The following is a 24,924-nucleotide window of genomic DNA, read 5'->3' as shown; positions in this document are numbered from 1 at the left end:
GGGGTCTACGACGATCACCGCCGGACCACGCCTGTGGCATCCGGGGTAGGAAAAGTTATACCGTGGTGGCATGAAGACAGCGATCAGCCTCCCGGACCACGCGGCCATGCGCTTCGACCGCATCGCCCAGAAGCACGGGATGACGCGGTCGGAGTTCTACCGGCGCGCCGCCGAGCACTACGCCGACGAGCTCGACGGCGCGGAGCTGACCGCGCAGATCGACCACGCCATCGATGACGTCGGCCAGCCCGGCGACGAGAGCACCGAGTGGCGCAGAGCCGCGAACACCCACCTGGTCGAGGCGTCCGACGAGTGGTGATGCGACGCGGTGAGGTGTGCTGGGTCGACTTCGGCGAACCACGGGGCAGCGCGCCGGCCAAACGACGCCCCGCGATCGTGGTCCAGTCCGACCATTACAACAAGTCCCGCATCTCGACTGTCATCGTGCTTCCGGTGACCTCGAACACCGCCTTGGCGAGGCATCCCGGTAACGTCTTCGTGCCAGCACTCGCCTCTGGCCTGCCGAAGGACTCGGTCGTGAACGTCTCCCAGCCGATGACGGTCGACCGGGCGGTCATCGAACCGACTGGGACCAATCTCCCGGAGAATCTACTCAACGCGGTCGACGCCGGACTACGACGTGTCATCGACCTGTGATCCGACCCAGTCCGATCGGAACCCCCTTGCCGCCACCAACCAGCAAGCCAGCACGCCCAACGGGGTTCCGATGATGTCAGAGCTCACGATCACGATCCACCACCGGAACGACGAGGCGGCCCTGAGCGTGGTCCTTCCTGCCGATCACACAGCTGCACCAGGTCAGGGCTTGGGTGCATCCTGCGCGTGCCCCCGGTCGGGTTCGAACCGACACTGTTCGGATTTTAAGGCCGATGCCTCTGCCGATTGGGCTACGGGGGCTCATCCCCAGTATCCGGCACCGGTGACGGGGACGAACGGGCGCCGGGAACGGTAGCACGGCTCGGCGAACCGCGACATTGTGCTCGGTGCCCGTCGATCCCTTCGACATCGAATCCGTGCCTACAGATACGTCTGCCGTGGGTAGACGGCGTGCGCTCCGGCCACCCGGTCGAGGAAAAGGAACCCCGCGCAGTGGTCGATCTCGTGCTGCAGCGCCCGGGCTTCGAAGGCGTCGGTCTCGATGACGACCTCGTCGCCGCTGCCGGGCACGGTGCCACGCACGGTCAGCCGGGTGGCCCGCTTGACGTCGCCGGTGAGATCGGGGACGGACATGCAGCCCTCCCGGCCCTTCTCCTTCCGGCTGGCGTCGACGACCTCGGCGTTGCACAGCGCGAACGTGCCGTGCGACGTGCGGGTCTTGGGATGGGTGCTGACGTCGACGCAGAAGATGTTGGCGGCGACGCCGACCTGTACGGCGGCCAGGCCGACACAGCCGGGCGAGACGCGCATGGTTTCCACCAGGTCGGCGGCCAGCTGGACGACGGCCGGATCGGCCGGGTCCACCGGCGGCGACGGCGCCGACAGCACGGGGGCAGGTGCGCGGACGACGGGCAGCACGCGGCCAGCCACCCCGAGGTCCGCCTCGGTCCAGTCGGCGATGCTCACAGGACGTCGGTCTCCTGCGGTCGCAACGTCACCCCGACGCCGAGCTCGCCGCCGACCGCGCGCAGCGCCCCGGCGACGGCGGACTCGTCGGCTCCGGCGGGCAGGTCGACCTCGGCGACGACGACGTAGAGGTCGCCGGTGAGCCGGGTGGTGAGATCGGTGATGTTGCCGCCGGCCGCGGCGACGACGCGGGTGACCGCCGAGACGATGCCGGGCCGGTCGCCCCCGTGCACGGTGAGGACGTACGGGCGCGAGTCGCGGCCGTTCGGATCGCCCTCGTCGGGCACGGCACGCGCGGACACCATCAGCCGTCCGTCGGCGGCCAGCGGAGCCAGCGCGTCCTCGACGGCGGCCGGCGCGCTGTCGCCGCGGCAGATCAACATCATGGCGAAATGTCCGCGCAGCAGGGTCATGGTCGAGTCTTCGAGATTCAGGCCCAGACCGGCCAGGCCGGCGGTGGCGTCGGCGATGATGCCGGGTCGGTCGTGCCCGATGACGGTGACGGCGATGAGGCTCACAGGCTCCATCCAACCGGACGCGTCATCGGCATGTCGCTCCGCCCGTCCGGATAGGGCCGGACCGCCAGCATCTGGTCGACTCCGATACGCCCGGCGTCGAACGACACCGCCGACGCCGCCATGTACAGCCGCCACACCCGGGCCCGGCCCTCGCCGGCCACCTCGACCGCGCGATGCCAGCCCGCCTCCAGCCCGGCCACCCAGGCACGCAGCGTGCGGGCGTAGTGCTCGCGCAAGGCATGCACGTCGCGGACCTCGAAGCCGGCGACCTCCAGCCGGGTGACCACCTCACCAGCAGGGATGAGCTCGCCGTCGGGGAACACGTAGGCATCGATGAAGGTGCGACGGGGCCGGGCCATCCCGCCGGATCGCGGCCGGCCGGACCGGACGATCTGGTGGTTGAGCAACCGGCCGCCGGGCCGCAGCAGCTCATACAGCCGCTCGGCGTACGTCGGCCACGCCCCCGCGCCCAGGTGCTCGGCCATGCCGACGCTGGCGATGGCGTCGTACGGCCCGTCGGTGACGTCGCGCCAGTCCTGCAGGCGGACCTCGACGACGTCGGTGAGCCCGGCGTCGGCGACCCGCTGCTTGGCGTACTCGGCCTGCGGGGCGGACAGCGTGATGCCCACCGCCCGCACACCGTGCTCACGGGCGGCGTGCAGGACCAGCGAGCCCCAGCCGCAGCCGACGTCCAGCAGCCGCTGGCCCGGCCGGAGCCCGAGCTTCTGGCAGATGAGTTCGTTCTTGGCCCGCTGGGCGTCCTCGAGCGTGGCCGCGCCGTCGGCCCAGTAGGCACACGAGTAGACCATGGACGGACCCAGCACCACCGCGTAGAAGTCGTTGCCGACGTCGTAGTGGTGGCTGATGGCGGCACGGTCGCGACCGCGTGAGTGGCGGTCGCCGGCCAGCACGATCTCCTCCGGCGGCGGCTTCAGCGGCGGGCCGACCGCACCGAGCACCACCGCCAGCCCCACGACCTCGGCACGCTCGGCGGCGGTGAGCCGCGGCCGGACGGTGAGCTCACGCAGCATGTGGTCGAGCCGGGTGAGGGCGGTGTCGAGGTCGCCCTCGACGTCGAGCTCGCCCGCCACCCAGGCCCGGCCGAGTCCGATCTCGTCCGGCTGCCACAACAGGCGGCGCAACGCCCGGCGGGAGTTGACCACCACCGTCGGGCCACCGTCCGGGCCGGCACGGCTGCCGTCCCACGTCCGGATGGCCAGTGGCAACGGCTGACCCAGGAGCCGCTCGATCAAGCCGCTGATGCGCACGGCCGCACCGCCTGTGGACATGGCGACCTCCCCGTCCTCGCCATCACCAGCCACGCTATCGACCAGTACCGACAGCCGCCAGGGAGTTGCGGCTTGAGGCGGAACGTCAGGCGGAGCGGCGCTGCGACTCCTGCGATGGAGTGGCCGGCTTGCCGGGCACGCCCGGCTCCGCGGCCCGGCGGAAGTCCTCGCGCGGCATCCGCATCCGCCCGAGGGTGACGACCTCCCGCTTGAACAGCAACGCCATCGTCCAGTCCACGAGCACGCGGGCCTTGCGGTTGAACGTCGGCATCTTGCTCATGTGGTAGGTGCGGTGCATGAACCACGCCAGGAAGCCTCGCACCTTGACGCCGTACGTGTGCGCCACGCCCTTGTAGAGGCCGAGGCTGGCCACGGAGCCGATGTACTTGTGCTTGTAGGGCTCGGGGACCTTGCCTTCGAGGGTGTCGACGATGTTCTTCGACAGCAGCTTGGCCTGGCGCACCGCGTGCTGGGCGTTCGGCGCGGTCATGACGCCCGGCTGGTCGGCGGTGAGGTCCGGGATGGCGGCGTTGTCGCCGGCCGCCCACGCGTCCTCGACGCCGTCGATGCGCATCTCGGGCACGCACCGCACCCGGCCCCGCTCGTCCAGCGGCAGATCGCTCTGGGCGAGCACCGGGTTCGCCTTCACGCCGGCGGTCCACACGATGGTGTCGGACTCGAACGGCTTGCCCTTCGAGAGCACCACGTGGCCGTCGACGCACGACTCCAGCCTGGTCTCCAGCCGGATCTCGATGCCGCGCTTGCTCAGCTCCTGCACCGTGTAGACGCCCATCTCCGGCCCGACCTCGGGCAGGATGCGACCGGCCGCCTCGACCAGCACCCAGCGCATGTCGCGCGGGCTGAGCTGCGGGTAGTAACGCAGCGCGTACTGCGCCATGTTCTCCAGCTCGCCCAGTGCTTCGACACCGGCGAACCCGCCGCCGACGAAGACGAACGTGAGGGCCCGGCGCCGCACCGCTTCGTCGGTGGTGGACGCGGCGATGTCCAGCTTGTCCAGGACGTGGTTGCGCAGCGCGATGGCCTCTTCGACCTGCTTGAAGCCGATTCCGACATCAGCCAGGCCGGGGATCGGCAGCGTCCGCGACACCGCGCCCAGGGCGACGACGATGATGTCGTAACCGAGCTTGTACGGCTCACCACCCTCCGGGGTGACGTCCACCGTCCGCTCGGCGTGGTTGATGGAGGTGACCTCGCCGGTGATGACGTGGGAGCGCTTGAGCACTTTACGCAGCGGCACGACGACGTGCCGGGGCTCCAGCGAACCCGCCGCAGCCTCCGGGAGGAACGGCTGATAGGTCATGTAGGACCGCGGATCGATCACGGTGATCCGGGCCTGTCCCTTGCGTAGCCGGCGCTGCAGTCCGAGCGCCGTGTACATACCGACGTAGCCGCCGCCGACGATGAGGATGTGCGGCGGGCCGACCCGTCCAGCTATCCCGTTCATGTCTCCACACTAGGACCTTGTGAATGCGTTCACAAGTAGTTTGGCTGGTGTGCTCGCACACACCGGCGTCCGGACCCGATCCGACGGTGGCGCGGCGGTCAAACCCGCGGCGACCCCCGTCCCGTCCCCGGCCGGAGCAGCAGCTGCGCGAACTCGACCATCCAGCGGTGCGCCATCTCGGCGGTGAGCCCCGCGGCGCCCTGCGCGCGCTGGGTGCCGAGGCCGTCGGAGTAGGCCGCCAGCTTGAGCGCCACGCTCTCCGGATCGACCGATGCGAACACCGCGGTCCGGACGCCTCGCGCGATGATGCGCGCACAGCACGCTTCCCAGTGCCGGATGCGAGTGGCGTACGCGTCGGCCATCTCCGGGCGCCGGGCCACGACGGCCCAGTAGTCCGCCCAGATCCGCCAGTGGGCCTCGACCTCGGCGGAGTCGGCGAACAGCGGATCGATGAGGTGGTACAACGCCCGCCAGGGATCCGGTTCGGCATCGGCTGCGGCGACGATGTCGGCGTAGAACCGTTCGGACTCGGCGACGACGACGGCGCTGAGGATCTCGTCGACGCCGGAGAAGTGGTACGTGACGGTGCCGATCGACACGCCCGCGGCGGCGGCGATGTCGCGCAGCGAGGCGACGGCGAGGCCACGCTGCACGATGACCGAGCGGGCTGCGTCGACGATCTGCTGGCGACGGGCCGCCGGCGGGAACCGGCGCCTGGTCATGCCGAGGTCCGCGGGACGACGTCGCGGAACGTCCGCTCGGCGACGGTCTCCCGGACGCCGTCGTGCTCGGCCTCGGCACGCACATGGTTCTGGACGTAGAAGGCGTCGGCGTCGGCGGTGACGACCGAGCGGGTCTCGATGTCGGCCACCCAGCCGTGGTTGGACAGGCGGATCCGCCAGCGCGACTCCGCCCGCGGCGACGACGGATCGCCTTCACGCACCGCGTACATCTCCTCGGCGGACTCGAGGAAGCTCAACCCGTCCGGGTAGTGCCGGGTGCCGCCGTAAGCCGGGTCCACCTCGAGCACCGTCTCGCCGCGGGCCACGTCATGGCGTACCAGGCGCTCCGGCCGCGGGTCGTCCGCGCCGTCGGGCACGGCGATCTCGATCGGTCGCGCGTGCTCGGCCGGTTCGAAAGCGACCGGAGCGGCGGCGTCGGTGTCCACCAGCGGTACGGCGAGTGTGCTGGCGCCGAGGTCGACGTCCAGGGTGTCGTCGACGCCGTGCGGCCACACCCACGGCCAGTAGTGGTTGCTCAGCGCCACTCGGATACGGTGGCCGGGGTCGAACCGGTAGCCGGCCGAGACCAGCGGCACCTCGACGTCGACGTCCACACCGGGTTCGAGCGGCGTCCCCCGGTCCATGCCCGCGCGTTTGACCAGGTTGAGCACGCCCCGGGTGACCAGCGTCGACGAGCCGTCCGGCGCGACGTCGCACAGCCGCACGATGACGTGACCCCGGTCGTGGGTGGAGCGCAGCCGCAGCCGCGCCACCGGGTTGCCGAGCAGCTCGACGGGTGTGTCGTGCACCGGGAAGTCGACGCAGACCGACCGGCCGTCCTCCGCACGCTGATCCGGCGGCAGGTCCGCGGCGTTGCCGAAGGGGAAGAACCTGCCCGCGTCCTGACCGGTCGCCCACGGCGAGCGCACCGGCACCCGTCCGGCGCCCAGGGAGAACTCACGGTGCACGGGCTCGCCGCGCCAGGGCACCCCCACCCATCGGCCGGATCGGGTCTCGACGTACGTGGCGGGCGGTTCGGGGTCGTTGACCCAGGCGCGCAGGTCCGGCTCCGCCTCCACGCCGGTGTCGATGCCTTTGAGCCACCGGTCCCACCAGCGCAGCGTCTCCTGCAGGAACCCGATGCTCGGGCCTGGCGCCAGGCCGCGGTCCGGATACTGGTGCGACCACGGCCCGATGATGCCCTTCACCGGGGCGTCGAGGTTGCGCAGCAGCCGGAGCACGGTGTCGCGATACGGGTCGGACCATCCGCCGACGGCGAGGACCGCGGCGCGGATGCCGGCGTAGTTCTCGCAGACGCTCCCCCGGCACCAGTACGCGTCGCGCTCCTGGTGGCCGAGCCACACCGGCGCGAGCGGCCGCTGGTGTTCGAGGCGTTCGCGCCACTGCTGCACCCAGCCCTCACCGACGACCTCCGGGCGCGGCGGCCGGGCGGCGAAGGCGAGCATGGTGCCGGCCCACGCCGCCATGTCCACCCCGAGCACGGCGCCGCCGATGTAGTGGACGTCGTTGTCGTAGCGGTCGTCGGCGGAGCAGACGGTGACGACGGCCCGCAGCGCCTCCGGAGCCCGCTCGGCCACCTGCAGCGCGTTGAAGCCGCCCCACGAGATACCGAACATCCCGACGCCGCCCGAGCACCATGGCTGCGCGGCCAGCCACTCGACCACCGCGACGCCGTCGTCGAGCTCCGCCGGGGAGTACTCGTCGTCGAACAGCCCACCGGAGCTGCCAGTGCCGCGGACGTCGACCCGCACCGAGGCGTAGCCGTGCGCGGCGTAGTACGGGTGCCGCTCGCTGTCGCGGACGGAGGTCCAGTCGTCGAGCCGGTAGGGCAGGTACTCGAGCAACGCGGGAACCGGGTGCCGCTCGGCGTCCGCGGGCAACCACACCCGAGCCCGCAGCCGCACACCGTCGGGCATCGGGATCCAGAGGTCACGCACCTCGATCGCGGCGTCGATGTCGACCCTTCTCATGTGCTGGCGAGCACCCCTTCGTCGGCGCGGACCCGGTGACCTCCGCCCAGGTCGAGCAGCTGCGCGTGTGGGTCGATGACGATGGTCCGCGCGTCGGCGTCGCTGCCGGGCAGCTGCGCATGCCCGGGTTCGACGACGGCGTCCAGCAGGCTCCGGGTGTACGGATGCCGTGGGTCGCCGAACAGTTGCGCCGTCGGGGCGGTCTCGACGACGCGGCCGTCCTTCATGACCACGATCCGGTCGGCGACGCTGCGCACCACCGCCAGGTCGTGCCCGATGAACAGGCACGACAGCGACCGCGACCGGCGCAGCCCGTCGAGCAGCTCGAGCACCGCGGCCTGGACCGAGACGTCGAGCGCAGTAGTGATCTCGTCGGCGATGAGCAGCGTCGGCTCGGCGGCCAAGGCCCGCGCGATGCCGACCCGCTGGCGCTCCCCACCGGAGAGCTGGGACGGCAGTCGCCGCGCGTACTCCGGGCCGAGCCCCACCTCCCCGAGCAGCCGGTCAACGGTCTCCCGGGCGGCCTTCCGGCCGGAGCCGCGCCCGAAGACCTGGAGCGGCCGGGCGATCGCGTCACCCACCGTGCGGCGCGGGTTGAGGGCGAGGTCGGCGTTCTGGAACACCAGCTGGACCGAGCGGCGCACGTCGACGGCGCGCCTGTGCACCGGTGCCACGAGGTCGTGCCGGCCTCCGTCCGCGTCGAACAGCTCCGCGGTACCCCGTTCCACCCCGGTCAGGCCGGCGAGTGCGGTGGCCACGGTCGACTTGCCGCTGCCGGACTCCCCGACGATCGCGACAGTCTCGCCGCGGCGCACCTGCACCTCGAACCCGCTGACCGCCAGCCGCGGCGAGCGCGGGTACCGGATGTCCAGGCCGGCGCAGCGCAGGACGATGTCGTCGTCGTGCCGGCCGGCCGGCAGCTCGACGCCGTGGATGCGCGGCGCAGCGTCGATCAGGGCCTGGGTGTGCTCGTCGCGAGGCGACTCCAGAACCCGCCGCGTCGGGCCGTGCTCCACCTCCCGGCCGTCGCGCATGACGAGGACGTCGTCGGCGACGGCGGAGACCACGCCGAGGTCGTGGCTCACGATGAGCACCGCCATGCCCAGCTGCGCACGCAGGTCGTCGACGAGAGCGAGCACGGCCGCCTGGGTGATGACGTCGAGTGCCGTCGTCGGCTCGTCCAGCACGAGGATCTTCGGATCCGTCGCGACGGCCATCGCGATCGCGACCCGCTGCTGCTGCCCACCGGAGAGCTCGTGCGGGTAACGCCTGGCGAGCGCCTGCGGCGACGGCAGCCGCACCAGCGTCAGCAGCTCGGCGACGCGGTCGTCGCCGTGGGGCAGACCGTGCACCGCGAGCGCCTCGCGGATCTGGGCACCGACCCGCATCGACGGCGTCAGCGCCTGGCCGGCGTTCTGCGCGACGAGGGCCACCGTGCCACCACGCAACCGGCGCAGTTGCTGCGCGGGCAGCGCGAACACGTCGTCGTCGAACACCGTCACCGTGCCGGCGTCGACGGCCGCCCCCTCGCGCAGGTGGCCGAGCAGGGTGCGGGCGACGGTCGACTTCCCGCTGCCGGACTCGCCAACGACCCCGAGTGTGCGGCCGCGGTGCAGCGTGAAGGAGACGTCCTCGACCACCACGACCCGGCGGTCTCCGGCGCGGTAGGAGACCGTGAGGCCGTCGACCTGCGCCACCTGGCTCGGCTGCGTCATCAGAGGACTCCTCGTCGGGCGCGGTCCACACCGACGTGCTTGCCGAGGCCGTCGGCGGCGAGGTTGAGGCCCACGACGAGCAGCGCGAGCGCGACGATCGGCGCGAGCGTCCCGGCCGGTGCGACCGTCAGCGCGGTGCGGTTCTCCTGGATCATGAGGCCCCAGTCGGGGGTCGGCGGGTTCACACCGAACCCGAGGAAGGACAGCGTCGAGATCAGCAGCACCACCCAGGAGGCGCGCATCGCGAACTCGACGAGCACGGTGTCGAGGATGTTCGGGAGCACCTCGCGGCGAATGACCGCCAATGAACGTTCCCCCCGTGCCCGGGCCGCCGTCACGTACCCGGACGCCAGCACCGGACGGGCGGCGCCGCGCACCACCCGAGCGACCGCCGGGACGTAGACGATGCCGATGGCCAGCACCAGCACCGGGACGGCGTTGCCGAACACCGAGACGATGAGCAGCAGCGCGAGCACCGACGGCACGGCCAGGACGGCGTCGAGCACCCGGGTGATGCCGCCGTCGACCCAGCGGCCGTAGTACGCGGCGACGGTGCCGACGAGCGTCCCGACGACCACCGCGGCCGTGGTCGCGAGCGCGGACACCAGCAGCGCGAACCGGCCGCCCTCGAGGGTGCGCGACAGGATGTCGCGGCCGTACTGGTCGGTGCCCAGCCAGTGGCTCCAACTGGCGCCGGCGAGGGCGTTGTCGGCGTCGGTGGCCACCGGGTCGTGCGGCGCGATCCAGGGCGCCAGGACCGCCAGCAGCACCGTGAACCCGACCAGCGCGATGCCGAGGCGGGTGCCGGCGGAGAGCCCGGAGCCGAGACGGGTACGGGTGCTCATCGGGGCACCTCCTGCGCTGGGGCGGGCGCCTGGGCCGGTGTCCGGCGCCGGTGCCGCTGGTGCAGGGTGCGTTGCCGTGGATCGGCCACCAGCGCGAGGAGGTCGGCCACCAGGTTGACCGTGACGTACACGAGCGCGCTGAGCACGGCGATCGCCTGCAGCACCGGCAGGTCGCGGTTCGACACGGATTCGATCATGAGCGTACCGAGTCCCGGGTAGTTGAAGACCGACTCGACCACCACGACGCCGCCGAACAGCCATGCCACGTTGATCGAGATCACCGGCAGCACCGGGAGCACGGCGGTGGGCGCGACGTGGCGCCACAGCACCCGGCGGCGGGGCACGCCCTTGAGTGCCGCGGTGGTCGCGTACTCCGTCGTCAGGCCGTCGACTGTGGACGAGCGCATCGCGCGGATGACGTAGGCGGCCATGGCGATCACCAGCGTGGCCGCGGGCAGTACGACGGCGGGCAGCAGGTCTCCCACGGTGGCATCGGGTCCCCGCAGGACGACGGCCGGGAAGACGGGGATCGCGATGGCCAGTGTCAGCACGAGCACCGTCGCGACGACGAACTCCGGGATGCTCATCGCGACGAGCGCGAGCACCGACAACCCCGAGTCGGTCGCCGTACCGCGGCGCGCGCCGGTCAGGATCCCGATCAGCAGCGACAGGGTGATGCCCACGACGATCGCCGGGACCGCGATGAGCAGGGAGTGCGAGAACGCCGTCCAGACGATCGACGACACCGCCTCACCCGACACCAGGGAGGTCCCGAAGTCGCCGGTGAAAGCGGCGGCGATCCAGTTCAGGTACCGCGCCCAGACGTTGGTGTCCAGGTCGAGGGTGTCGCGCAGCGCTGCGACCGCCTCGGGAGTGGCGTTCTGCCCGAGCAGCTGTTCGGCGACGTCGCCGGGCAGCGCCTGCACGGCGAAGAAGACGAAGAACGAGGCGAGCAGGAGTGTGACGACGGAGGTCGCCAGCCGGACCGCGATCATGCGCAGCACGTGGATCAGCCCTCCGTCAGGCCGAGGGCCAGGTAGTCGAACTCGAAGCCGTACTCGTCGTAGTTGACGACGTCCTCCGACAGGCCGACGAGGCGGTCGCCGAAGACCGGCGTCATGGCGGCGCCGTCGTCGATGACGAGCCGTTGCGCGTCCTGGTACTTCTGGCGACGCGTCGCCTCGGTCGTGTCGGCACGCGCCGCGTCGAGCAGCTGGTCGAACTGCGGGTTCGACCACGCCGACTCGTTGTAGCTCGACCCGGAGCGGAAGATCTGGTTGAGCAGCTGGTCCACCGGGCGGCCGGTGAACCAGTAGCTCACCATGAGCGGCCGGGCCATCCAGATCTGCGTGTAGTAGGAGTCGGCGGCCTCGTTCGTGATGCGCAGGTCGATACCGGCCTGTGCGGCCTGGGCCGCGTAGGCCGTCGCGATCGCGGTGAAGTTCGGCTCGTACGCCGACGTGTGGATGCGGGTGGTGAAGTCCTCACGGCCGAGCTGCTTGAGGATCGCGCGTGCCTGGTCGGGGTCGTACTCGCGCTCGTACTCCAGGAACGCGCTGAGCTGCGGCGGGACGGGGTTGTCCCAGCCCGGCGTGCCGGTGCCCTGCAGCGCGGTCGCCAGCACGGCCTGCGGGTCGTAGGCCAGCTTCATGGCCCGGCGCATCAAGGGGTCGGCGAACTCCTCGCTGGTGGCGAGCATCGGGATCGTGTACCACTGCGCGTTCGGGACCGTCGCGACCGTGGTCCCGAGTGAGTTGGCCACCACCCGCGCGGTCGGGTTGTCGAGGTTGGTCTGCGACAGCAGATCCACCTGCCGCGACAGCAGAGCGTTGACCCTGGCCGAGGTGTCCTGGATCGAGAAGAACTCGATCCGGTCGAGGGTGGCCCGGCCGTCGAAGTAGTCCTCGTTGGCCCGGACCGCACCGGCGCCCGCGGGGGTGTAGCTGTCGAGCACGAAGGGTCCGGTCCCGATGCCGGTGCTCCCGATCGTGTCCGCGGAGTCCTCGGGGATGACGTAGCACTGGTATGCCGTGAGCAGCGACGGGAACTCGGCGTTCGGGGTGCTGAGCCGGAACCGCACCGTCGTCGGGTCGACAGCGTCGATGCTCTCGATGAGCGAGAGCGTCCCGGCCTGTGGCGAGGCCACCTCGGGGTCGAGGATGTGCTGGAACGTGTAGCGGACATCGCGTGCGGTCAGCGCCCGGCCGTCGTGGAAGCGCACCCCGGACCGCAGCCGGAAGTCCCATACCGTCGCGTCGGCGTTGAGCGACCAGTCCGTCGCGAGGTCGGGGACGGTCTCGCCGTTGCGGTCCAGGCGGACGACCCGGTTGTAGATCGCTCCGAGGTATTCGTACGCCGACAGCGAGCTGGCGGGGTCCAGCGTCTCGGCCGCGCTCGCGGCGGGCCTGGCGATGCGCATCGTCCCGCCGCCGCGGGCGGTACCGGTGGCGGCCCGGTCCGGGACGCTGAGGGCGGGCGCGCCGCAGGCCGCGAGACCGAGTGCCGCAGCGCCGCCGAGAGCGCCGGCGAGCAGGCTGCGGCGGTCGATCGCGGACGTCACGGTGCCTCCCGGTGTTGGTGCTGAGCACTTCCGGCCAAGGCTTATCGTTCAGCCGAACGATAAGCACGGGCGGCCCCATCCTGGACGTCAGTCGCGGGCATTTCAACTCGACCAGCCCGGCCCTGGCAGCGCAGACGACACCATCCGCCCAGGTCAGACACCTTTTCGAGAGAAAGAAATGGCCACGTCCGGCATGGGTCCTCCCGCTTCACCAGGAATGCTTGCCCCGTGAGGCGGGAGAACCCCCGGTGGTGGACCGGCTCGTAGCCACGACCTGGAATCCCTACCCGAGCCCGGCGAGCTGCCGTGCGCGCCCGAAGACGTCGTCGAGCATCGCTTCGGTGAGCTTGCCGGTGAACGTGTTCTGCTGACTGGGGTGGTAGCTGCCGACGACGACCACCGGGTGGGGCGCCGCGCCGGGCTCCGGCGACGGGCTCAGCTCCGCCTCCGCGCCGTGCCCGAACACCGGACGCGGGCGCGGCACCGCCAGCCCGGACCGGCCGAGCGTGCGCAACGCCGCCGTCCACGCGAACGAGCCCAGCGCGACGACGGCCCGCATTGACGGCAGCAGCAGCTCGGTCTCGCGCTCGATCCACGGTGCGCAGGCGTCCCGCTCGGCCGGGGTCGGCTTGTTGTCCGGCGGGGCGCAGCGCACCGTGGCGGCCACCCGGACACCGGTGAGCCGCAGTCCGTCGCCGGCGTGCTCGGACGTCGGCTGGTTGGCCAGCCCGGCCCGGTGCAGGGCGGCGAACAGCCAGTCGCCGCTGCGGTCGCCGGTGAAGATGCGCCCGGTGCGGTTGCCGCCGTTGGCCGCGGGCGCCAGCCCGATGATCAGGATGCCCGGCTCCGGGTCGCCCCAGCCGGGCGTGGGCCGGCCCCAGTACGGCTGGCCGGCGAACGACTTCCGCTTGGCCGCGGCGACGTCCTCACGCCAGGTGACCAGCCGCGGGCAGGCCCGGCACACCGACGACCGCGCCGTCACCTCGTCCAGCGACGCGCCGGCCGCCAGCGCCTCGACGTCGTCGGCGGACGTGGCCACCGGCGTCGCGGCATCCGCGGGGTCGTCCGGCCAACCGGTCCCCGGCGGGACCGGGCTGGCGAACGGCTTCCCCGTGATCGGATGCGGTTGCACGCACGCCATTCTGCCAAGCCCGGGCCGTGATCATGTTCCCTCGCGGGCCTCTCCGGCCCGCGAGGGAACATGATCATGGGAGTCAGCGCAGGACGCCTGTGAGACGGTCGTAGCGCAGCACGGTCGAGCGGCTCTCGGCCCGGTCGGCCAGACCCTCCACCGCGATCGACAGCACGCCCAGCCCGACCCGGTCCGTCGTCGACACCCGCAGCCACGGCTCGCCGCCGCGCAGCACGGTCACCTCGTCGAGCAGGTCGCCGGCGCGACCGGCGGCGATGGCGTACGCCGGACCGCTCGGCGGCGCGATGTCGATGCCCCCGTCCTCGCGCAGGGTGAAGGTGACGACGAGGTCGCCGCGGCCGCCGTTCGCGGAACCGACGAAGTCGTACACCGGCGCCGGGTCGCCGACGTAGTAGCGCAGCCGGCCCAGGCCGGTGACGTCCATGCCGTTGTAGTAGTTGCGGCCGTCGCCGTCGAGCCAGAAGTGCGGATTGTGGGTCCTGGCGCTGAAGTCCGGACCCGAGTTGTAGGAGATGTGCCAGTGCGGCGGGTTGTCCGCGTGCAGGGTGTTGTTGGTCTCGAAGCCCATGAGGACGAACCGGTGGCCCTTCGCGGCCGCCGTCGCCACCAGCCCGGACTCCTGGCAGATGAGGTGCGCCGCGACCAACTGGTGGATCACCGAGCGCACCTGGCCGGCCGGCCACGGCACCGTCGTCCACGGGCCGGCCACCCGGTCCGGGTCGTTGTGCTCGATGCGCCAATGCATACCCGGCCGGACGTCCGGGTGACTCCACACCTGCAAGGTGGGCTGGTTCGCGTCGGCGGTGGACAGCCGGACCGGCAGCGTGACGGTGAACCGGTCGCGGTCGAGCGGGTCCGGGCGCATCGGCAGGTGGGTGTCCTGGTGGACGACGGTCTCGACGGCGACGCCCGGCCACCGGATGCCGACATCGATGCCGGCGTCGTTCCGCGGCCCGGTGACGAACGTGTAGTACTCGGCACGGCTGGCCACGGAATACCGATCGCCGGCCAGGATCTGGTACCCGGCGGGCAGGGTGATCTCCGGCCGGCTCGGCGTGTCCGGGCGGGTTCGGACGACGCGGAAGGCGGCATACGCGGTGGACTGCGCGGCGGCGACGCCGGGCAACGCGAACGCGAGGCCGGCGGCGGACGCCCCGGCGAGGACGGTGCGGCGGGTCAGGGCAGCGGGCATGTCGTGACGTCTCCTTCGAGCTCGGCGGCACCCCGTGGCGTCGATGGTGACCGGCCGGCGGCGAACCGCACCACCCCCGCGCGTTGAACGGCGGACGACGTCTCGCCGGCCGGCGCCGGACGCCGGCCCCGGGCACCGGTTGTGAAGGCTGTCAGGCCGGCGCCAAGCTCCAGGCGATGCCGTCGAGGATGTCGTGCTCGCTGACCAGGACCTCGTCGACCCCGGCGCGGTCGACGACGCAGCGCAGCACCAGAGCGCCGGCGGCGATGACGTCGACCCGGCCGGGGTGCATCGGCCCCAGTGCGGCGCGCTCCGCACGGGGCATCGCCAGCAGCTGGTCGCTGATAGCACGCACCTGGCCAGCCGGGATGCGGCTGTGGTGGATGGCCGTGGAGTCGTAGTTCCGCAGCCCCAGGTGCAGCGCGGCGACCGTGGTCACCGATCCGGCCAGGCCGATCAACGTGCGGGCCTCGCCGAGCGGCACCACGCCGGCGGCGTCGTCGAGGGCGGCCTCGATGTCGGCGCGGGCGGCTGCGACGTCGTCGGGCGACGGCGGGTCGGCGCGGAAGCGCCGCTCGGTGAGCCGGACGCAGCCGATGTCGACGCTGCGGGCGGCCGTCACCCCGGACGTGCCGAGGGCCAGCTCCGTCGACCCGCCGCCGATGTCGACGACGAGGTACGGCCCGCCCGCGTCGCCGGGTGACCCCGCCAGCCCACGCACCGCCCCGTCGAAGGACAACCCGGCCTCGGCGGCGCCGGACACCACCTCGGGTTCGACACCGAGAACGCCCACGACACCGGCGACGAACTCGTCGCGGTTCGCGGCGTCGCGGGTGGCGCTGGTGGCGACCATCCGGACCCGCTCCACCCCGAGGGAGTCGATGACGTTGGCGTATCCGTGCAGCGCGGCGAACGTACGCTCCAGCGCCTCAGGGGCGAGCCGGCCGGTGCGGTCGACGTCCTGACCGAGCCGGACGATCTCCAGCCGCCGGTCCAGGTCGGCCTGTCGGCCGTCGACGAGGTCGGTGACCAGCAGCCGGACCGAGTTGGTGCCGCAGTCGATGGCGGCGACACGGGTCATGCCGGCCTCCAGTCGCAAGCGGTGGGCCGCCACGACGGCGCCATCAGCTCCAGCGCCCGGTCGCCCAGCGGGTTCACACCAGGACCGGCGGCGAGGCTGTGCGCCACCAGCACGTGCAGGCACTTGACCCGGTCGGGCATGCCACCCGCCGTCACGGCGGCGATCTCCTCGACGTGCCCGATGGCCTCGCGCCGGGCGAGGTACGACTCGTGCGCGGACCGGTAGGCCGCGGCCAGCTCGGCGTCGGCGGCCAGCTCGTCGGTCCACTCGCGCATCAGGCCCAGCGATTCCAGGGTGGACGCGGCGGCCACGGCCCGCGGGCAGGTCAGGTAGTAGAGCGTCGGGAACGGGGTGCCGTCGGGCAGCCGCGGTTCGGTCTCGACGACGGACGGGTGGCCGGTGCCGCAACGGGCCGCGATGGAGCGCACGCCCCGGACCGGGCGGCCGAGCTGCTGGGTGACGGTCTCGAGGTCGAGCTGGCTGGGCTGGGGTGCGATCACTCGCCGTCCTCGGAACCGTCGGGCGGTGCGGCGTCGGCGAACGTCACGGACGCCCAGAGGCGCTCGTACCAGGTGCCGTTGCCGGCCGGCGGCAGCCCGTCGGCACCCACGGCGTCGTCGTCCACGGTGTCGTCCGACACCACGATGTAGCTCTGTTCGCCGGGGAGCACGAAGTTGAGCCGCTCACGAGCGGCGGCCGCGACGTACGCGGGGTCCTCCCACAACCGCAACTCCTGCTCGAGCCGCTCGACCGAGGCCTCCAGCTCGGCAGCCTCGCTCTGCAACTCCGAACGCTCCCGGTGCTGGTCGAACCAGGCCCGTAGCGGGTAGGCGTACGACACCAGGAGGACGGCGAGCACCAGCGCCAGGACGGCCGCGCGGCCGGTGACCGACGGGCGGCCGCCGCGAGCTTGCGGCCGGCGTGGCGGCGGTGGCGGAGGCCCGGGCGGGGCGCCGGCCGGCGTGGCCGGGTCGACGCTGGTACGGGACCGGCCGGCGCCGGAACCGCGGGCCGCGCGGGGTGCCGGACGGCTCGACCGCCCCGCCCCCGGTCGTCGCGTCGTGCCAGCGCCCGCGGAAGGGCGGGCTCTGGGCGAACGACGCGACGTGGCCATGGCTGCTCCTTCTAGGCCGAGAACCGCGGGAAGGCCGAGGCGCCGGCGTAGCGGGCGGCGTCGTCGAGCTCCTCCTCGATGCGCAGCAGCTGGTTGTACTTGGCAACCCGCTCGGACCGCGCCGGGGCGCCGGTCTTGATCTGGCCGGCGTTGGTGGCGACGGCGAGGTCGGCGATGGTGGTGTCCTCGGTCTCGCCGGACCGGTGGCTGATCATGCAGGTGAAGCCGGAGCGCTGCGCCAGCGAGACCGCGTCGAAGGTCTCGGTGAGCGAGCCGATCTGGTTGACCTTGACCAGCAGCGAGTTGGCGGCGTGGTCCTTGATGCCGCGGGCCAGCCGCTCCGGGTTGGTGACGAACAGGTCGTCGCCCACGATCTGCACCTTGCTGCCGAGCACGTCGTTCAGCGCCGCCCAGCCGGACCAGTCGTCCTCGGCCAGCGGGTCCTCGATGGAGACCAGCGGGTAGGCCGCGACGAGCTCCTCGTAGTACTTCGTGAGCTCGGCTGCCGAGATGTTCTTGCCCTCGAACGTGTACGCGCCCTCGGCGTAGAACTCGGTCGAGGCGACGTCGAGGGCCAGCGCCACCTGCGAACCCGGCGTGAAGCCGGCCTTCTCGATGGCGGTGACGATGATGTCGAGCGCGTCGCGGTTGCTCGGCAGGTTCGGTGCGAAACCGCCCTCGTCACCGAGGCCGGTGGACAGCCCGCGCTCCTTCAGCACACCCTTCAGCGTGTGGTAGACCTCGACGCCCCAGCGCAGCGCCTCGCGGTAGGTCTCGGCGCCGATCGGCGCGATCATGAACTCCTGGATGTCGACGTTGCTGTCCGCGTGCGCGCCGCCGTTGAGGATGTTCATCATGGGCACCGGCAGCAGGTGCGCGTTCGGCCCGCCCAGGTAACGGAACAGCGGCAGGGAGGCCGACTCCGCGGCGGCCTTCGCCACCGCCAGCGAGACACCCAGGATGGCGTTGGCGCCCAGCTTGGACTTGTTCGGCGTGCCGTCGAGGTCGATCAGGGCCTGGTCGACCAGCCGCTGGTCGGTGGCGTCGAAGCCGAGCAGCTCCGGAGCCACCTCGTCCATGATGGCGGTGACGGCCTTCTCCACGCCTTTGCCCAGGTAACGGGCGGCGTCGCCGTCGCGCAGTTCGACCGCCTCGAACGCGCCGGTGGACGCCCCGGACGGCACCGCCGCCCGGCTGATGGTGCTGTCGTCGAGCGCGACCTCGACCTCGACGGTCGGGTTGCCCCGCGAGTCGAGGATCTCCCGCGCTCCGATTGCTTCGATCGTGGCCACTGTGTCTCCCGCGATGTGTCGCTGTCGCCTACTGCTGTCGTCTGCTGCTTGGTCGTACGCGGGCGCAGAGACGACGGCGGCGCTGCACGCTCGTACGCCCGCAGCCTACCCGGCCCGCTCGTGGCATCCGTGCAGCCCGGCCGTGCGCCAAACGGCCAGTTTCGACCCGTACGTCCCGCCACAGCCACCAGCACATGGGACCAGGGGAACCCCACGACGTGATCGACAGGGGGCTGGTACCCATGGAGCGGTAGTAGCGCCCGGTGGATCACCCGGAGGCGGGGTGCAGCTCCACGAGGGACATCGCCGGGTTGGGCAGGTCGAACTCGACGTCCACGGTGCCGCCGGTCACCGTCACCCGGCGGGGCGGGTGGAGCTCGTCCAGCCGGTCCGCGGCCCGCAACTCGGCCCACTGCTCGTCCGACGGCCAGTCCGCGCCGCCGCCGATGCGCCGCCACACCGCCGGGACGCAGGAGTGGTCGTCGTCGACGCGGTGGTGGCGCAACTCGTACGTGCCGTCGGCCAGGCCGGTGAACCGCAGCACCACCCGGCGGCCGAGGACGTCGGACCCGGCCGCCTTCGACTGGTCCAGCGTCCCGTTCCACACCAGCGCGGCCACCCGGCCGTCCGCATCGCGCGACGTCGCGGCCAGCGCCTCCACCAGCGCGCCGGCGCCGTCGCCGGACAGCGCGACCGGGAGCCGCCGCGACGGCAACGCCTCCAGCATGGCCAGCGCCCACCACCGCGGCTTGCGCAGCTCACCGACGGTGCGCAGGCCGAAGCCGCCGTGGAACAGCGCCGGCGGCCGGCCCAGCTCCTCGAAGTGGTCCGACACCACCCAGTACGACAGCGACTCCAGCCGGTCCATCGCCGAGCGCATCCCGCGCAGCAGGAAGACCGCGGCGAACACCGACTCGCTGACCTCGTTGAAGTGCGTGGGGGTGACGCCCCACTCGGTCCACCAGATCGGGACGCCGGCGCGGCCGTGCCGCTCCAGGATCGGGCGCAGGTCCAGCGGCGGCGAGCCGTAGGTGTGGGTGGAGACGAAGTCCAGCGGGATGCCGGCCTCCTCGGTGTACGCGAGCAGCTGGTCGACCCAGCCGGCCGCCGCCGACGACGGACCGCCCACCCGCAGCCCCGGGTCGACGTCCTTGACGGCGCGGGCGGTCACCTCGTGCAGGCGGAAGAACTCGTCGGGGGTGCCGGACCAGAACACCTCGAGGTTGGCCTCGTTCCAGACCTCGAAGGCCCACTCGTCGCGCACCTCGTCCAGGCCGTACCGGTCGACCAGGTGCGCGACGAACGCCCGGACCAGGTCGTACCAGCGGTCCCAGTCCTTCGGCGGCGAGATGATCGCCCCGTATTCGAACACCGTCGCCGACGGGTCCGCGGCGAGGTCGTGCGGCATGAAGGAGATCTCCACGACGGGTTTCAGCCCGAGCGAGAGCACCATGTCGTAGACGCGGTCGACGCCGCTGAAGTCGTGCACGGGCTGGCCGTCGACCTCGCGGTAGACGCCGAGGTCGTCGCCGAGGATGGCGTGGGCGCGCACCATCCGCACGCCGAGCTCGTCGTGCGCGGCCTTCAGCGCGGCCCGCAGCTCGGCGCCGATCTCCTGCCCGCCGGTGCGCTCGGTCGACAGTGCGTGCGACAGGTGCTCGCTGCCGATCATGAGCCGCCACGGCCGGTCCAGCTCGCCGTCGTCACCGCCGCCGTCGACGACGACGACGGTGACCGGCTCGCCGCCGTCGTCATCCGGCAGGGACGCCGACGACACCGGCGCGCTCAGCGTCCCCACCTGGTCGACGTCGGGCACGGCCGCCACCGCGTACCACCGCTGCTCCCCCGGTGTGCCGGTCGTGTCGACGTACGGGCCGTGCGGAACGGCGAGGACGTCGCGGCCCAGGTGGTCCAGCGGCTCGAACGGACCGTCCTCCGAGGCGGCGACGTGCACCAGGTATCCGGCCGCGCCGGCGACCGGCTCCCAGCTCAGGGTGACCTGGCCACGGCCGGGCCGGGCGGTCAAGCCGTCCGGAGCCGGCAGCGCCACCTCGGTGCCGGCCGCCGCGCCGCTGGCTTTGCCCAGCCTCGTCTCGAAGTCGGATCGGGCGTCGGTGTCACTGCTCACGTATCAGGTCCTCTCGCGATTCTCACTTGATCCCGGTCATGGCGATGCCCTGGACGAAGTAGCGCTGAACCGCCAGGAACAGCGCGATCACCGGGACCACCACGACCACCGCGCCGGCCAGCAGCAGCCCGTACTGGGTGGCGTTCTGTCCCACCGAGTACAGCGCCAGCGCCACCGGCAGGGTGTACATGTCCTCGGTCTGCGCGACGACGAGCGGCCAGAGGAAGTTGTTCCACGACGTCAGGAAGGTCAGGATGCCCAGCGTCGCCAGCGCCGGCCCGGTCAGCGGCAGCATGACGCTCCAGAAGATGCGCAGCTCGCCCGCGCCGTCCACCCGGGCGGCCTGGATGAGCTCGTCGGGCAGGCCGAGGAAGTACTGCCGCATCAGGAACACCCCGAACGGGCCGACCAGGTACGGCAGGAACAGCCCGGGGAACGTGTTCGTCAGCCCCATGTTGCTGACCAGCACGAACAGCGGCACGAAGGTGACCATGCCGGGCACCATGAGCGTCCCCAGGACCAGCCCGAACACCACCCGCTTGCCGCGGAAATCGAGCTTGGCCAGCGCGTAGCCGAGCATCGAGCCGAAGACCAGATTCCCAGCGGTCACCACCACCGCGACCAGGGTGGAGTTGAAGAAGTAGGTGGGGAACCGCAGCCGGTCGAACAGTTCGCGGTAGTTCTCCAGCGTGAACGTCTCCGGCAGCCAGGTCGGCGGCACCGAGCGCACCTCGGCCTCCGGCTTGACCGAGGAGAGCAGCATCCACACGAACGGCAGCGCCATGACCAGAACGCCGACGGCCAGCACCACGTAGAGCCAGCGGGACGGCTTCCGCTCGTTCCCGCCGCCTCCGCCGGGGGCGGGAGCGGGCGTGCCGGCGTCGTCGTCGATGCCGGCCGGTGGCGGGGTGTAGGTGGTCATCGTCGCTCACCTCACGTCTTCGGCCGCAGCAGCCGGAACTGGACGGCCGTCAGCACCACGATCGCCACGAACAGCACGTAACTGGCCGCCGCGGCGTAGCCGTAGTTGCCGAAACCGAAGTGGTCGTAGATGTAGAAGGACACCGACCGGGTGGCGTTCAGCGGGCCGCCGCGGGTCATGACGTACGGCTCCTCGAAGAACTGCAGGTAGCCGATGCCGGTGATGACCGCGCCGAACAGCAGGGTCGGGCGCAGCAGCGGCAGGGTCACGTACCGGAAGCGCTGCCACCGCCCGGCGCCGTCGACCTCCGCGGCCTCCAGCATCTCCTTCGGCACGGTCTGCAGCCCGGCCAGGAAGATCACCATCAGGGTGCCGAGGTTGCGCCACGCGGCCATGGCGATCAGTGACGGCAGCGCCAGGGAGGTGCTGCCCAGCCAGTTCGGCCCGTCGATGCCGACGACGCTGAGCACCTGGTTGATCGGGCCGCTGTCCGGCTGCAGCAGGAACCGCCACACCACGGCGACGGCGACGATGCTGGTGACGACCGGCAGGTAGTAGCCGAGCCGGAAGAAGGCGCGCAGCCGCGTGATGCTGTTCAGCCCGACCGCGGCGGCCAGCGCGAGTCCCATGGTCAGCGGCACGCCGACCAGCACGAAGATCGCCGTGTTGACCGCGACCTTCCGGAACAGCGGGTCGCCGAACAGCTGGGTGTAGTTGTCCAGCCCGGCGAGCTCCACGTTCAGCGGCGTACGCAGGTCGGTGCTGCGCATGTCGGTGAAGCTCATGAACAGTGACGCGAGCACCGGGCCCGCGGTGAACGCGGCGAACAGCAGGAGGAACGGGATGGCCAGCAGCCAGGCCGTGCGCGCCTGCCGCCGCCGCATCAGCGTCCGGCGGCGTCTGGCCGGCGGGCCGCCCACGGGTGCCGGGCGGTCCGCCGGAGCCGAGGTGGCGGTGGCCATCGGCTACTGCAATCCGGTCCCGATGGACGACGCCTGCGACTGCATGTCGGCGACGGCGTCGGCGGCGCTCATGGTGCCGCGGACGGCAGCCTCGACATTGGCGTCGATGACGGCGGCGACCTGCTCCCAGGTGGGGACGGCCGGCGGCGCCTCGGTGTGCTCGAGCTGCTCACCGAACGTGGCGACCATCTCGTCCTCCGTCAGCGGCCCGTCCTCCCAGGCCGCCGGCTTCGACGGCAGGTCGGTGATGGCCTCGTACCAGGCCTGCTGCACGTCGACCTGGGTGAGGTAGTCGACCAGCTTCCAGGCGCTGTCCTTGTTGTCGGAGTCGGTGAAGACGGCCAGGTTGCCGCCGCCCACGAACGACGCGCCGGGCGCCTCGTCGAGACCGGGCAGGGGGACGACGTCGAAGTCACCCTCGGCGCCGGCGTCGCGGACCAGCCCGATGTGCCAGGGTCCGGAGCTGAACGAGCCGATGGCGCCGTCGGCGAACAGCTGCTCCAGCGCTCCGGGCTGCAGCACCGTGTCCTGCGACAGGCCCTCGGTGAAGAACGACGTGTAGAACTCCAGCGCCTCGGTCATCTCCGGGCTGTCCAGCGTGTAGGTGTCGCCGTCGGTCAGCGTGGCGCCGTTCTGCCAGGCGAACGGCATGAAGGTCTGCCAGGAACCGCCCTGGCCCGGCTGCAGGTAGATGCCCTGCTCGGCGCCGGCCTGCTGCAGGCCCTGCGCGAACGCCTTCAGGTCGTCCCAGGTGGTGGGCGGTTCCAGGCCGGCCTGCTGGGCCAGGTCGGTTCGGTAGAACAGCGCCCGGGTCTCGACGTACCAGGGCACCCCGTACGAGGTGCCGTCCACGACGGTGGAGTCCCACGGCCCGGGGAAGAAGTCGTCCTCGTTGAACAGGTCGGTGGGTGTGGGTTCCAGTCCGCCGGTCTCGGCGAACTCGCCCATCCACGTGGTGCCGATGAGGCTGACGTCCGGGGTCTCGCCGGCCGCGATGGCGGTGGCGATGCGGTCGTGCGCGCCTTCCCACGGCACCGGTGTGACCTCGACGGTGACCTCGGGGTTCTCCTCCTCGAAGCCGGCCAGGAACGCGCCGAGCTCCTCGCCCTCGGTGCCCATGGCCCAGACCTCGATGGTCCCCGTGGCCGGGCCCTCCGATATCTCCTCGGCGGGGGCGGCTTCGCCGTCGGAGCCGTCGTCGTCGCGGCCGCAGGCGGCCAGGGCGAGGGCCGTCGCGGTGACGACCGCGATGGTCGCGCTACGTGTGCGGCGTCGCCGCCGGGACGCCGAGGGCAAACTGTGTCGACTCATCGATGAGCCTCCTTAGGGTGGGGCCCGCAGGTTCGGCGGACCACCAGCTGGGTGGTGAGTACGTCGTGACGCGGTTCGGAACCGTCCCCGCTGATCCGGGCGTCGAGCATCCGGGCCGCCCGGGCCCCCATGTCGCGCATCGGCTGGCGCACCGTCGTCAGCCCGGCGTAGCGCGCCGCCATGACGTCGTCCCACCCCGTGACGGCGACGTCGTCCGGTACCCGCACCCCCGCGCCGGCCAGCGCCTCCACGAGGCCGAGCGCGAGTTCGTCGTTCGCGCAGACCACGACGTCCGGTAGCCCGCCGGCCAGCAGGTCGGCAGCAGCGCGGACGCCGTCGTCCTCCTTGAAGCCCGCGGTGATCGGTTGCTCGGGTGCCTCGAGACCGGCCTGCTGGAGCGCGTCCCGGAATCCGGTCCACCGCTCGGAGACGTCGGTGGAGTCGACCGGGTCGCCGAGAAAGACCATCCGCCGGTGCCCGTGCGCGGCCAGGTGCTCGACGACGGCGTGCGCCGTGAGCACGTTCTCGGTGCGGACGGAGTCGGCTCCGGCGACCTCGGTGCGGGCCATGAGCACGACCGGGACGCCGCGTTGGACGACCTCGGCGACGACGTCGTCGTGCACGGTGCGGCCGAAGACGGCCAGCCCGTCGACCCGGCCGGCGAGGTCGAGCACCATGTCGTCGGCGGAGTCGCGGTTGTGCGTGGACAGGATGAGTACCGAGCGTCCGAGGGTGGCCGCGACCTCCTCGTAACCCAGCACGACCTCGGCGTAGAACGGGCCGGACAGGTCGGGAAAGACGATGCCGTTGGCGGCGTGTCTCCGCTCGGCCAGAGAGCGGCCGAGCTGGCTGGGGGTGAACCGCAGCTCCTCGATGGCGGCGTCGACCCGCTCGCGGGTAGCCGGGTGTACGAGGTCGCTACCGCGCAGGGCGCGCGACACGGTGGCGACCGAGACCCCGGCATGGCGCGCGACGTCGCGGATGGTGACACTGGCGCGGGCGGACGCCCGCCGCCGCTTGACGGCATCTCCGTCGTGTTCGGTCATGGCCCGGACGCTCCTCTGATACCGGTTACATTAA

General features: G+C 71.9%; 23 protein-coding genes and 1 tRNA gene. 2 read left to right on the top strand and 22 right to left on the bottom strand.

Annotated elements, in window-relative coordinates:
- Nucleotides 1-70: 70 nt before the first annotated feature.
- Nucleotides 71-319 carry a ribbon-helix-helix protein, CopG family gene (locus JIAGA_RS0105775; RefSeq protein WP_026874932.1) on the top strand — a complete coding sequence of 83 codons (249 nt, stop codon included), beginning with the start codon at nucleotides 71-73 and terminating at the stop codon, nucleotides 317-319.
- Entirely contained in the window at nucleotides 313-657 is a 345-nt protein-coding gene (locus tag JIAGA_RS0105770) for a type II toxin-antitoxin system PemK/MazF family toxin (RefSeq protein ID WP_026874931.1), read from the top strand. Before JIAGA_RS0105775 ends, JIAGA_RS0105770 begins: the two co-directional genes overlap by 7 nt.
- Nucleotides 658-844: 187 nt before the next feature.
- Here JIAGA_RS0105770 and JIAGA_RS0105765 read toward each other — a convergent pair.
- The 22 genes from JIAGA_RS0105765 to JIAGA_RS27785 all read right to left on the bottom strand — a co-directional run bounded on the left by JIAGA_RS0105765 (nucleotide 845) and on the right by JIAGA_RS27785 (nucleotide 24,890).
- A tRNA-Leu gene (locus tag JIAGA_RS0105765) sits at nucleotides 845-918 on the bottom strand.
- Nucleotides 919-1,038: 120 nt separating this feature from the next.
- Nucleotides 1,039-1,584 (bottom strand): peptide deformylase, encoded by a 546-nt coding sequence (locus tag JIAGA_RS0105760; protein WP_035812142.1) that lies wholly within the window; start codon nucleotides 1,582-1,584, stop codon nucleotides 1,039-1,041.
- Nucleotides 1,581-2,102: a glycine cleavage system transcriptional repressor gene (locus JIAGA_RS0105755; RefSeq protein ID WP_026874929.1), complete on the bottom strand. Its 522-nt coding sequence runs from the start codon at nucleotides 2,100-2,102 to the stop codon at nucleotides 1,581-1,583. Before JIAGA_RS0105755 ends, JIAGA_RS0105760 begins: the two co-directional genes overlap by 4 nt.
- On the bottom strand, nucleotides 2,099-3,391 hold the full coding sequence (locus tag JIAGA_RS0105750; RefSeq protein ID WP_026874928.1) for an SAM-dependent methyltransferase: 1,293 nt from the start codon (nucleotides 3,389-3,391) through the stop codon (nucleotides 2,099-2,101). The genes JIAGA_RS0105755 and JIAGA_RS0105750 overlap by 4 nt, the downstream gene beginning before the upstream one ends.
- An 85-nt stretch (nucleotides 3,392-3,476) precedes the next feature.
- The gene (locus tag JIAGA_RS27800) at nucleotides 3,477-4,856 is read right to left on the bottom strand and encodes an NAD(P)/FAD-dependent oxidoreductase (protein ID WP_035812139.1); all 1,380 of its coding nucleotides are present in this window, start codon (nucleotides 4,854-4,856) and stop codon (nucleotides 3,477-3,479) included.
- A gap of 98 nt (nucleotides 4,857-4,954) precedes the next feature.
- Nucleotides 4,955-5,578 carry a TetR/AcrR family transcriptional regulator gene (locus JIAGA_RS27795; protein ID WP_035812135.1) on the bottom strand — a complete coding sequence of 208 codons (624 nt, stop codon included), beginning with the start codon at nucleotides 5,576-5,578 and terminating at the stop codon, nucleotides 4,955-4,957.
- Entirely contained in the window at nucleotides 5,575-7,569 is a 1,995-nt protein-coding gene (locus JIAGA_RS0105735) for a CocE/NonD family hydrolase (protein WP_026874927.1), read from the bottom strand. Before JIAGA_RS0105735 ends, JIAGA_RS27795 begins: the two co-directional genes overlap by 4 nt.
- A complete protein-coding gene (locus JIAGA_RS0105730) occupies nucleotides 7,566-9,284 on the bottom strand; it encodes a dipeptide ABC transporter ATP-binding protein (RefSeq protein ID WP_035812134.1) in 1,719 nt (572 codons plus the stop codon). The genes JIAGA_RS0105735 and JIAGA_RS0105730 overlap by 4 nt, the downstream gene beginning before the upstream one ends.
- Nucleotides 9,284-10,129, bottom strand: a complete 846-nt coding sequence (locus JIAGA_RS27790; RefSeq protein ID WP_035812132.1) for an ABC transporter permease — start codon at nucleotides 10,127-10,129, stop codon at nucleotides 9,284-9,286. The genes JIAGA_RS0105730 and JIAGA_RS27790 overlap by 1 nt, the downstream gene beginning before the upstream one ends.
- A complete protein-coding gene (locus tag JIAGA_RS0105720) occupies nucleotides 10,126-11,133 on the bottom strand; it encodes an ABC transporter permease (protein ID WP_051425768.1) in 1,008 nt (335 codons plus the stop codon). The genes JIAGA_RS27790 and JIAGA_RS0105720 overlap by 4 nt, the downstream gene beginning before the upstream one ends.
- Before the next feature lie 5 nt (nucleotides 11,134-11,138).
- The gene (locus tag JIAGA_RS0105715) at nucleotides 11,139-12,689 is read right to left on the bottom strand and encodes an ABC transporter substrate-binding protein (protein WP_026874924.1); all 1,551 of its coding nucleotides are present in this window, start codon (nucleotides 12,687-12,689) and stop codon (nucleotides 11,139-11,141) included.
- Nucleotides 12,690-12,972: 283 nt separating this feature from the next.
- The gene (locus JIAGA_RS0105710) at nucleotides 12,973-13,821 is read right to left on the bottom strand and encodes a uracil-DNA glycosylase (protein WP_245597119.1); all 849 of its coding nucleotides are present in this window, start codon (nucleotides 13,819-13,821) and stop codon (nucleotides 12,973-12,975) included.
- 82 nt (nucleotides 13,822-13,903) lie between these two features.
- Entirely contained in the window at nucleotides 13,904-15,034 is a 1,131-nt protein-coding gene (locus JIAGA_RS0105705; RefSeq protein WP_026874922.1) for a hypothetical protein, read from the bottom strand.
- Between the two features lie 151 nt (nucleotides 15,035-15,185).
- Nucleotides 15,186-16,115 carry a Ppx/GppA phosphatase family protein gene (locus JIAGA_RS0105700; RefSeq protein WP_026874921.1) on the bottom strand — a complete coding sequence of 310 codons (930 nt, stop codon included), beginning with the start codon at nucleotides 16,113-16,115 and terminating at the stop codon, nucleotides 15,186-15,188.
- Nucleotides 16,112-16,615, bottom strand: coding sequence for a DUF501 domain-containing protein (locus JIAGA_RS0105695; RefSeq protein WP_026874920.1), 504 nt, complete (start codon nucleotides 16,613-16,615; stop codon nucleotides 16,112-16,114). Before JIAGA_RS0105695 ends, JIAGA_RS0105700 begins: the two co-directional genes overlap by 4 nt.
- Nucleotides 16,612-17,229, bottom strand: a complete 618-nt coding sequence (locus JIAGA_RS33700) for an FtsB family cell division protein (protein ID WP_084469499.1) — start codon at nucleotides 17,227-17,229, stop codon at nucleotides 16,612-16,614. Before JIAGA_RS33700 ends, JIAGA_RS0105695 begins: the two co-directional genes overlap by 4 nt.
- Nucleotides 17,230-17,240: 11 nt before the next feature.
- Complete coding sequence (gene eno / locus JIAGA_RS0105685) at nucleotides 17,241-18,521, bottom strand: phosphopyruvate hydratase (protein WP_026874918.1); 1,281 nt, start codon at nucleotides 18,519-18,521, stop codon at nucleotides 17,241-17,243.
- Nucleotides 18,522-18,789: 268 nt separating this feature from the next.
- Nucleotides 18,790-20,649: a GH39 family glycosyl hydrolase gene (locus JIAGA_RS0105680; RefSeq protein WP_026874917.1), complete on the bottom strand. Its 1,860-nt coding sequence runs from the start codon at nucleotides 20,647-20,649 to the stop codon at nucleotides 18,790-18,792.
- Nucleotides 20,650-20,671: 22 nt separating this feature from the next.
- Nucleotides 20,672-21,571, bottom strand: coding sequence for a carbohydrate ABC transporter permease (locus JIAGA_RS0105675; RefSeq protein ID WP_084469498.1), 900 nt, complete (start codon nucleotides 21,569-21,571; stop codon nucleotides 20,672-20,674).
- A gap of 11 nt (nucleotides 21,572-21,582) precedes the next feature.
- Entirely contained in the window at nucleotides 21,583-22,533 is a 951-nt protein-coding gene (locus JIAGA_RS0105670; RefSeq protein ID WP_026874915.1) for a carbohydrate ABC transporter permease, read from the bottom strand.
- A gap of 3 nt (nucleotides 22,534-22,536) precedes the next feature.
- On the bottom strand, nucleotides 22,537-23,844 hold the full coding sequence (locus tag JIAGA_RS0105665; protein WP_084469497.1) for a sugar ABC transporter substrate-binding protein: 1,308 nt from the start codon (nucleotides 23,842-23,844) through the stop codon (nucleotides 22,537-22,539).
- Nucleotides 23,841-24,890: a LacI family DNA-binding transcriptional regulator gene (locus tag JIAGA_RS27785; RefSeq protein ID WP_051425766.1), complete on the bottom strand. Its 1,050-nt coding sequence runs from the start codon at nucleotides 24,888-24,890 to the stop codon at nucleotides 23,841-23,843. The genes JIAGA_RS0105665 and JIAGA_RS27785 overlap by 4 nt, the downstream gene beginning before the upstream one ends.
- Nucleotides 24,891-24,924: the final 34 nt, after the last annotated feature.

Origin of the sequence: Jiangella gansuensis DSM 44835, from assembly GCF_000515395.1 — a bacterium.
GTDB classification, from domain to species: Bacteria; Actinomycetota; Actinomycetes; order Jiangellales; family Jiangellaceae; genus Jiangella; species Jiangella gansuensis.
This window is presented reverse-complemented; position numbering and strand designations above follow the sequence as displayed.

Excerpts from the sequence above, each read along its gene's own strand:
- JIAGA_RS0105775 (WP_026874932.1), top strand. The coding sequence starts at position 71 with ATGAAGACAGCGATCAGCCTCCCGGACCACGCGGCCATGCGCTTCGAC.
- JIAGA_RS0105730 (WP_035812134.1), bottom strand. The coding sequence starts at position 9,284 with ATGACGCAGCCGAGCCAGGTGGCGCAGGTCGACGGCCTCACGGTCTCC.
- JIAGA_RS0105675 (WP_084469498.1), bottom strand. The coding sequence starts at position 21,571 with ATGACCACCTACACCCCGCCACCGGCCGGCATCGACGACGACGCCGGC.
- JIAGA_RS27785 (WP_051425766.1), bottom strand. The coding sequence starts at position 24,890 with ATGACCGAACACGACGGAGATGCCGTCAAGCGGCGGCGGGCGTCCGCC.
- JIAGA_RS33700 (WP_084469499.1), bottom strand. The coding sequence starts at position 17,229 with ATGGCCACGTCGCGTCGTTCGCCCAGAGCCCGCCCTTCCGCGGGCGCT.
- JIAGA_RS0105735 (WP_026874927.1), bottom strand. The coding sequence starts at position 7,569 with ATGAGAAGGGTCGACATCGACGCCGCGATCGAGGTGCGTGACCTCTGG.
- JIAGA_RS27795 (WP_035812135.1), bottom strand. The coding sequence starts at position 5,578 with ATGACCAGGCGCCGGTTCCCGCCGGCGGCCCGTCGCCAGCAGATCGTC.
- JIAGA_RS0105700 (WP_026874921.1), bottom strand. The coding sequence starts at position 16,115 with ATGACCCGTGTCGCCGCCATCGACTGCGGCACCAACTCGGTCCGGCTG.
- JIAGA_RS27800 (WP_035812139.1), bottom strand. The coding sequence starts at position 4,856 with ATGAACGGGATAGCTGGACGGGTCGGCCCGCCGCACATCCTCATCGTC.
- JIAGA_RS0105670 (WP_026874915.1), bottom strand. The coding sequence starts at position 22,533 with ATGGCCACCGCCACCTCGGCTCCGGCGGACCGCCCGGCACCCGTGGGC.
- JIAGA_RS0105705 (WP_026874922.1), bottom strand. The coding sequence starts at position 15,034 with ATGCCCGCTGCCCTGACCCGCCGCACCGTCCTCGCCGGGGCGTCCGCC.
- JIAGA_RS0105750 (WP_026874928.1), bottom strand. The coding sequence starts at position 3,391 with ATGTCCACAGGCGGTGCGGCCGTGCGCATCAGCGGCTTGATCGAGCGG.
- JIAGA_RS0105665 (WP_084469497.1), bottom strand. The coding sequence starts at position 23,844 with ATGAGTCGACACAGTTTGCCCTCGGCGTCCCGGCGGCGACGCCGCACA.
- JIAGA_RS27790 (WP_035812132.1), bottom strand. The coding sequence starts at position 10,129 with ATGAGCACCCGTACCCGTCTCGGCTCCGGGCTCTCCGCCGGCACCCGC.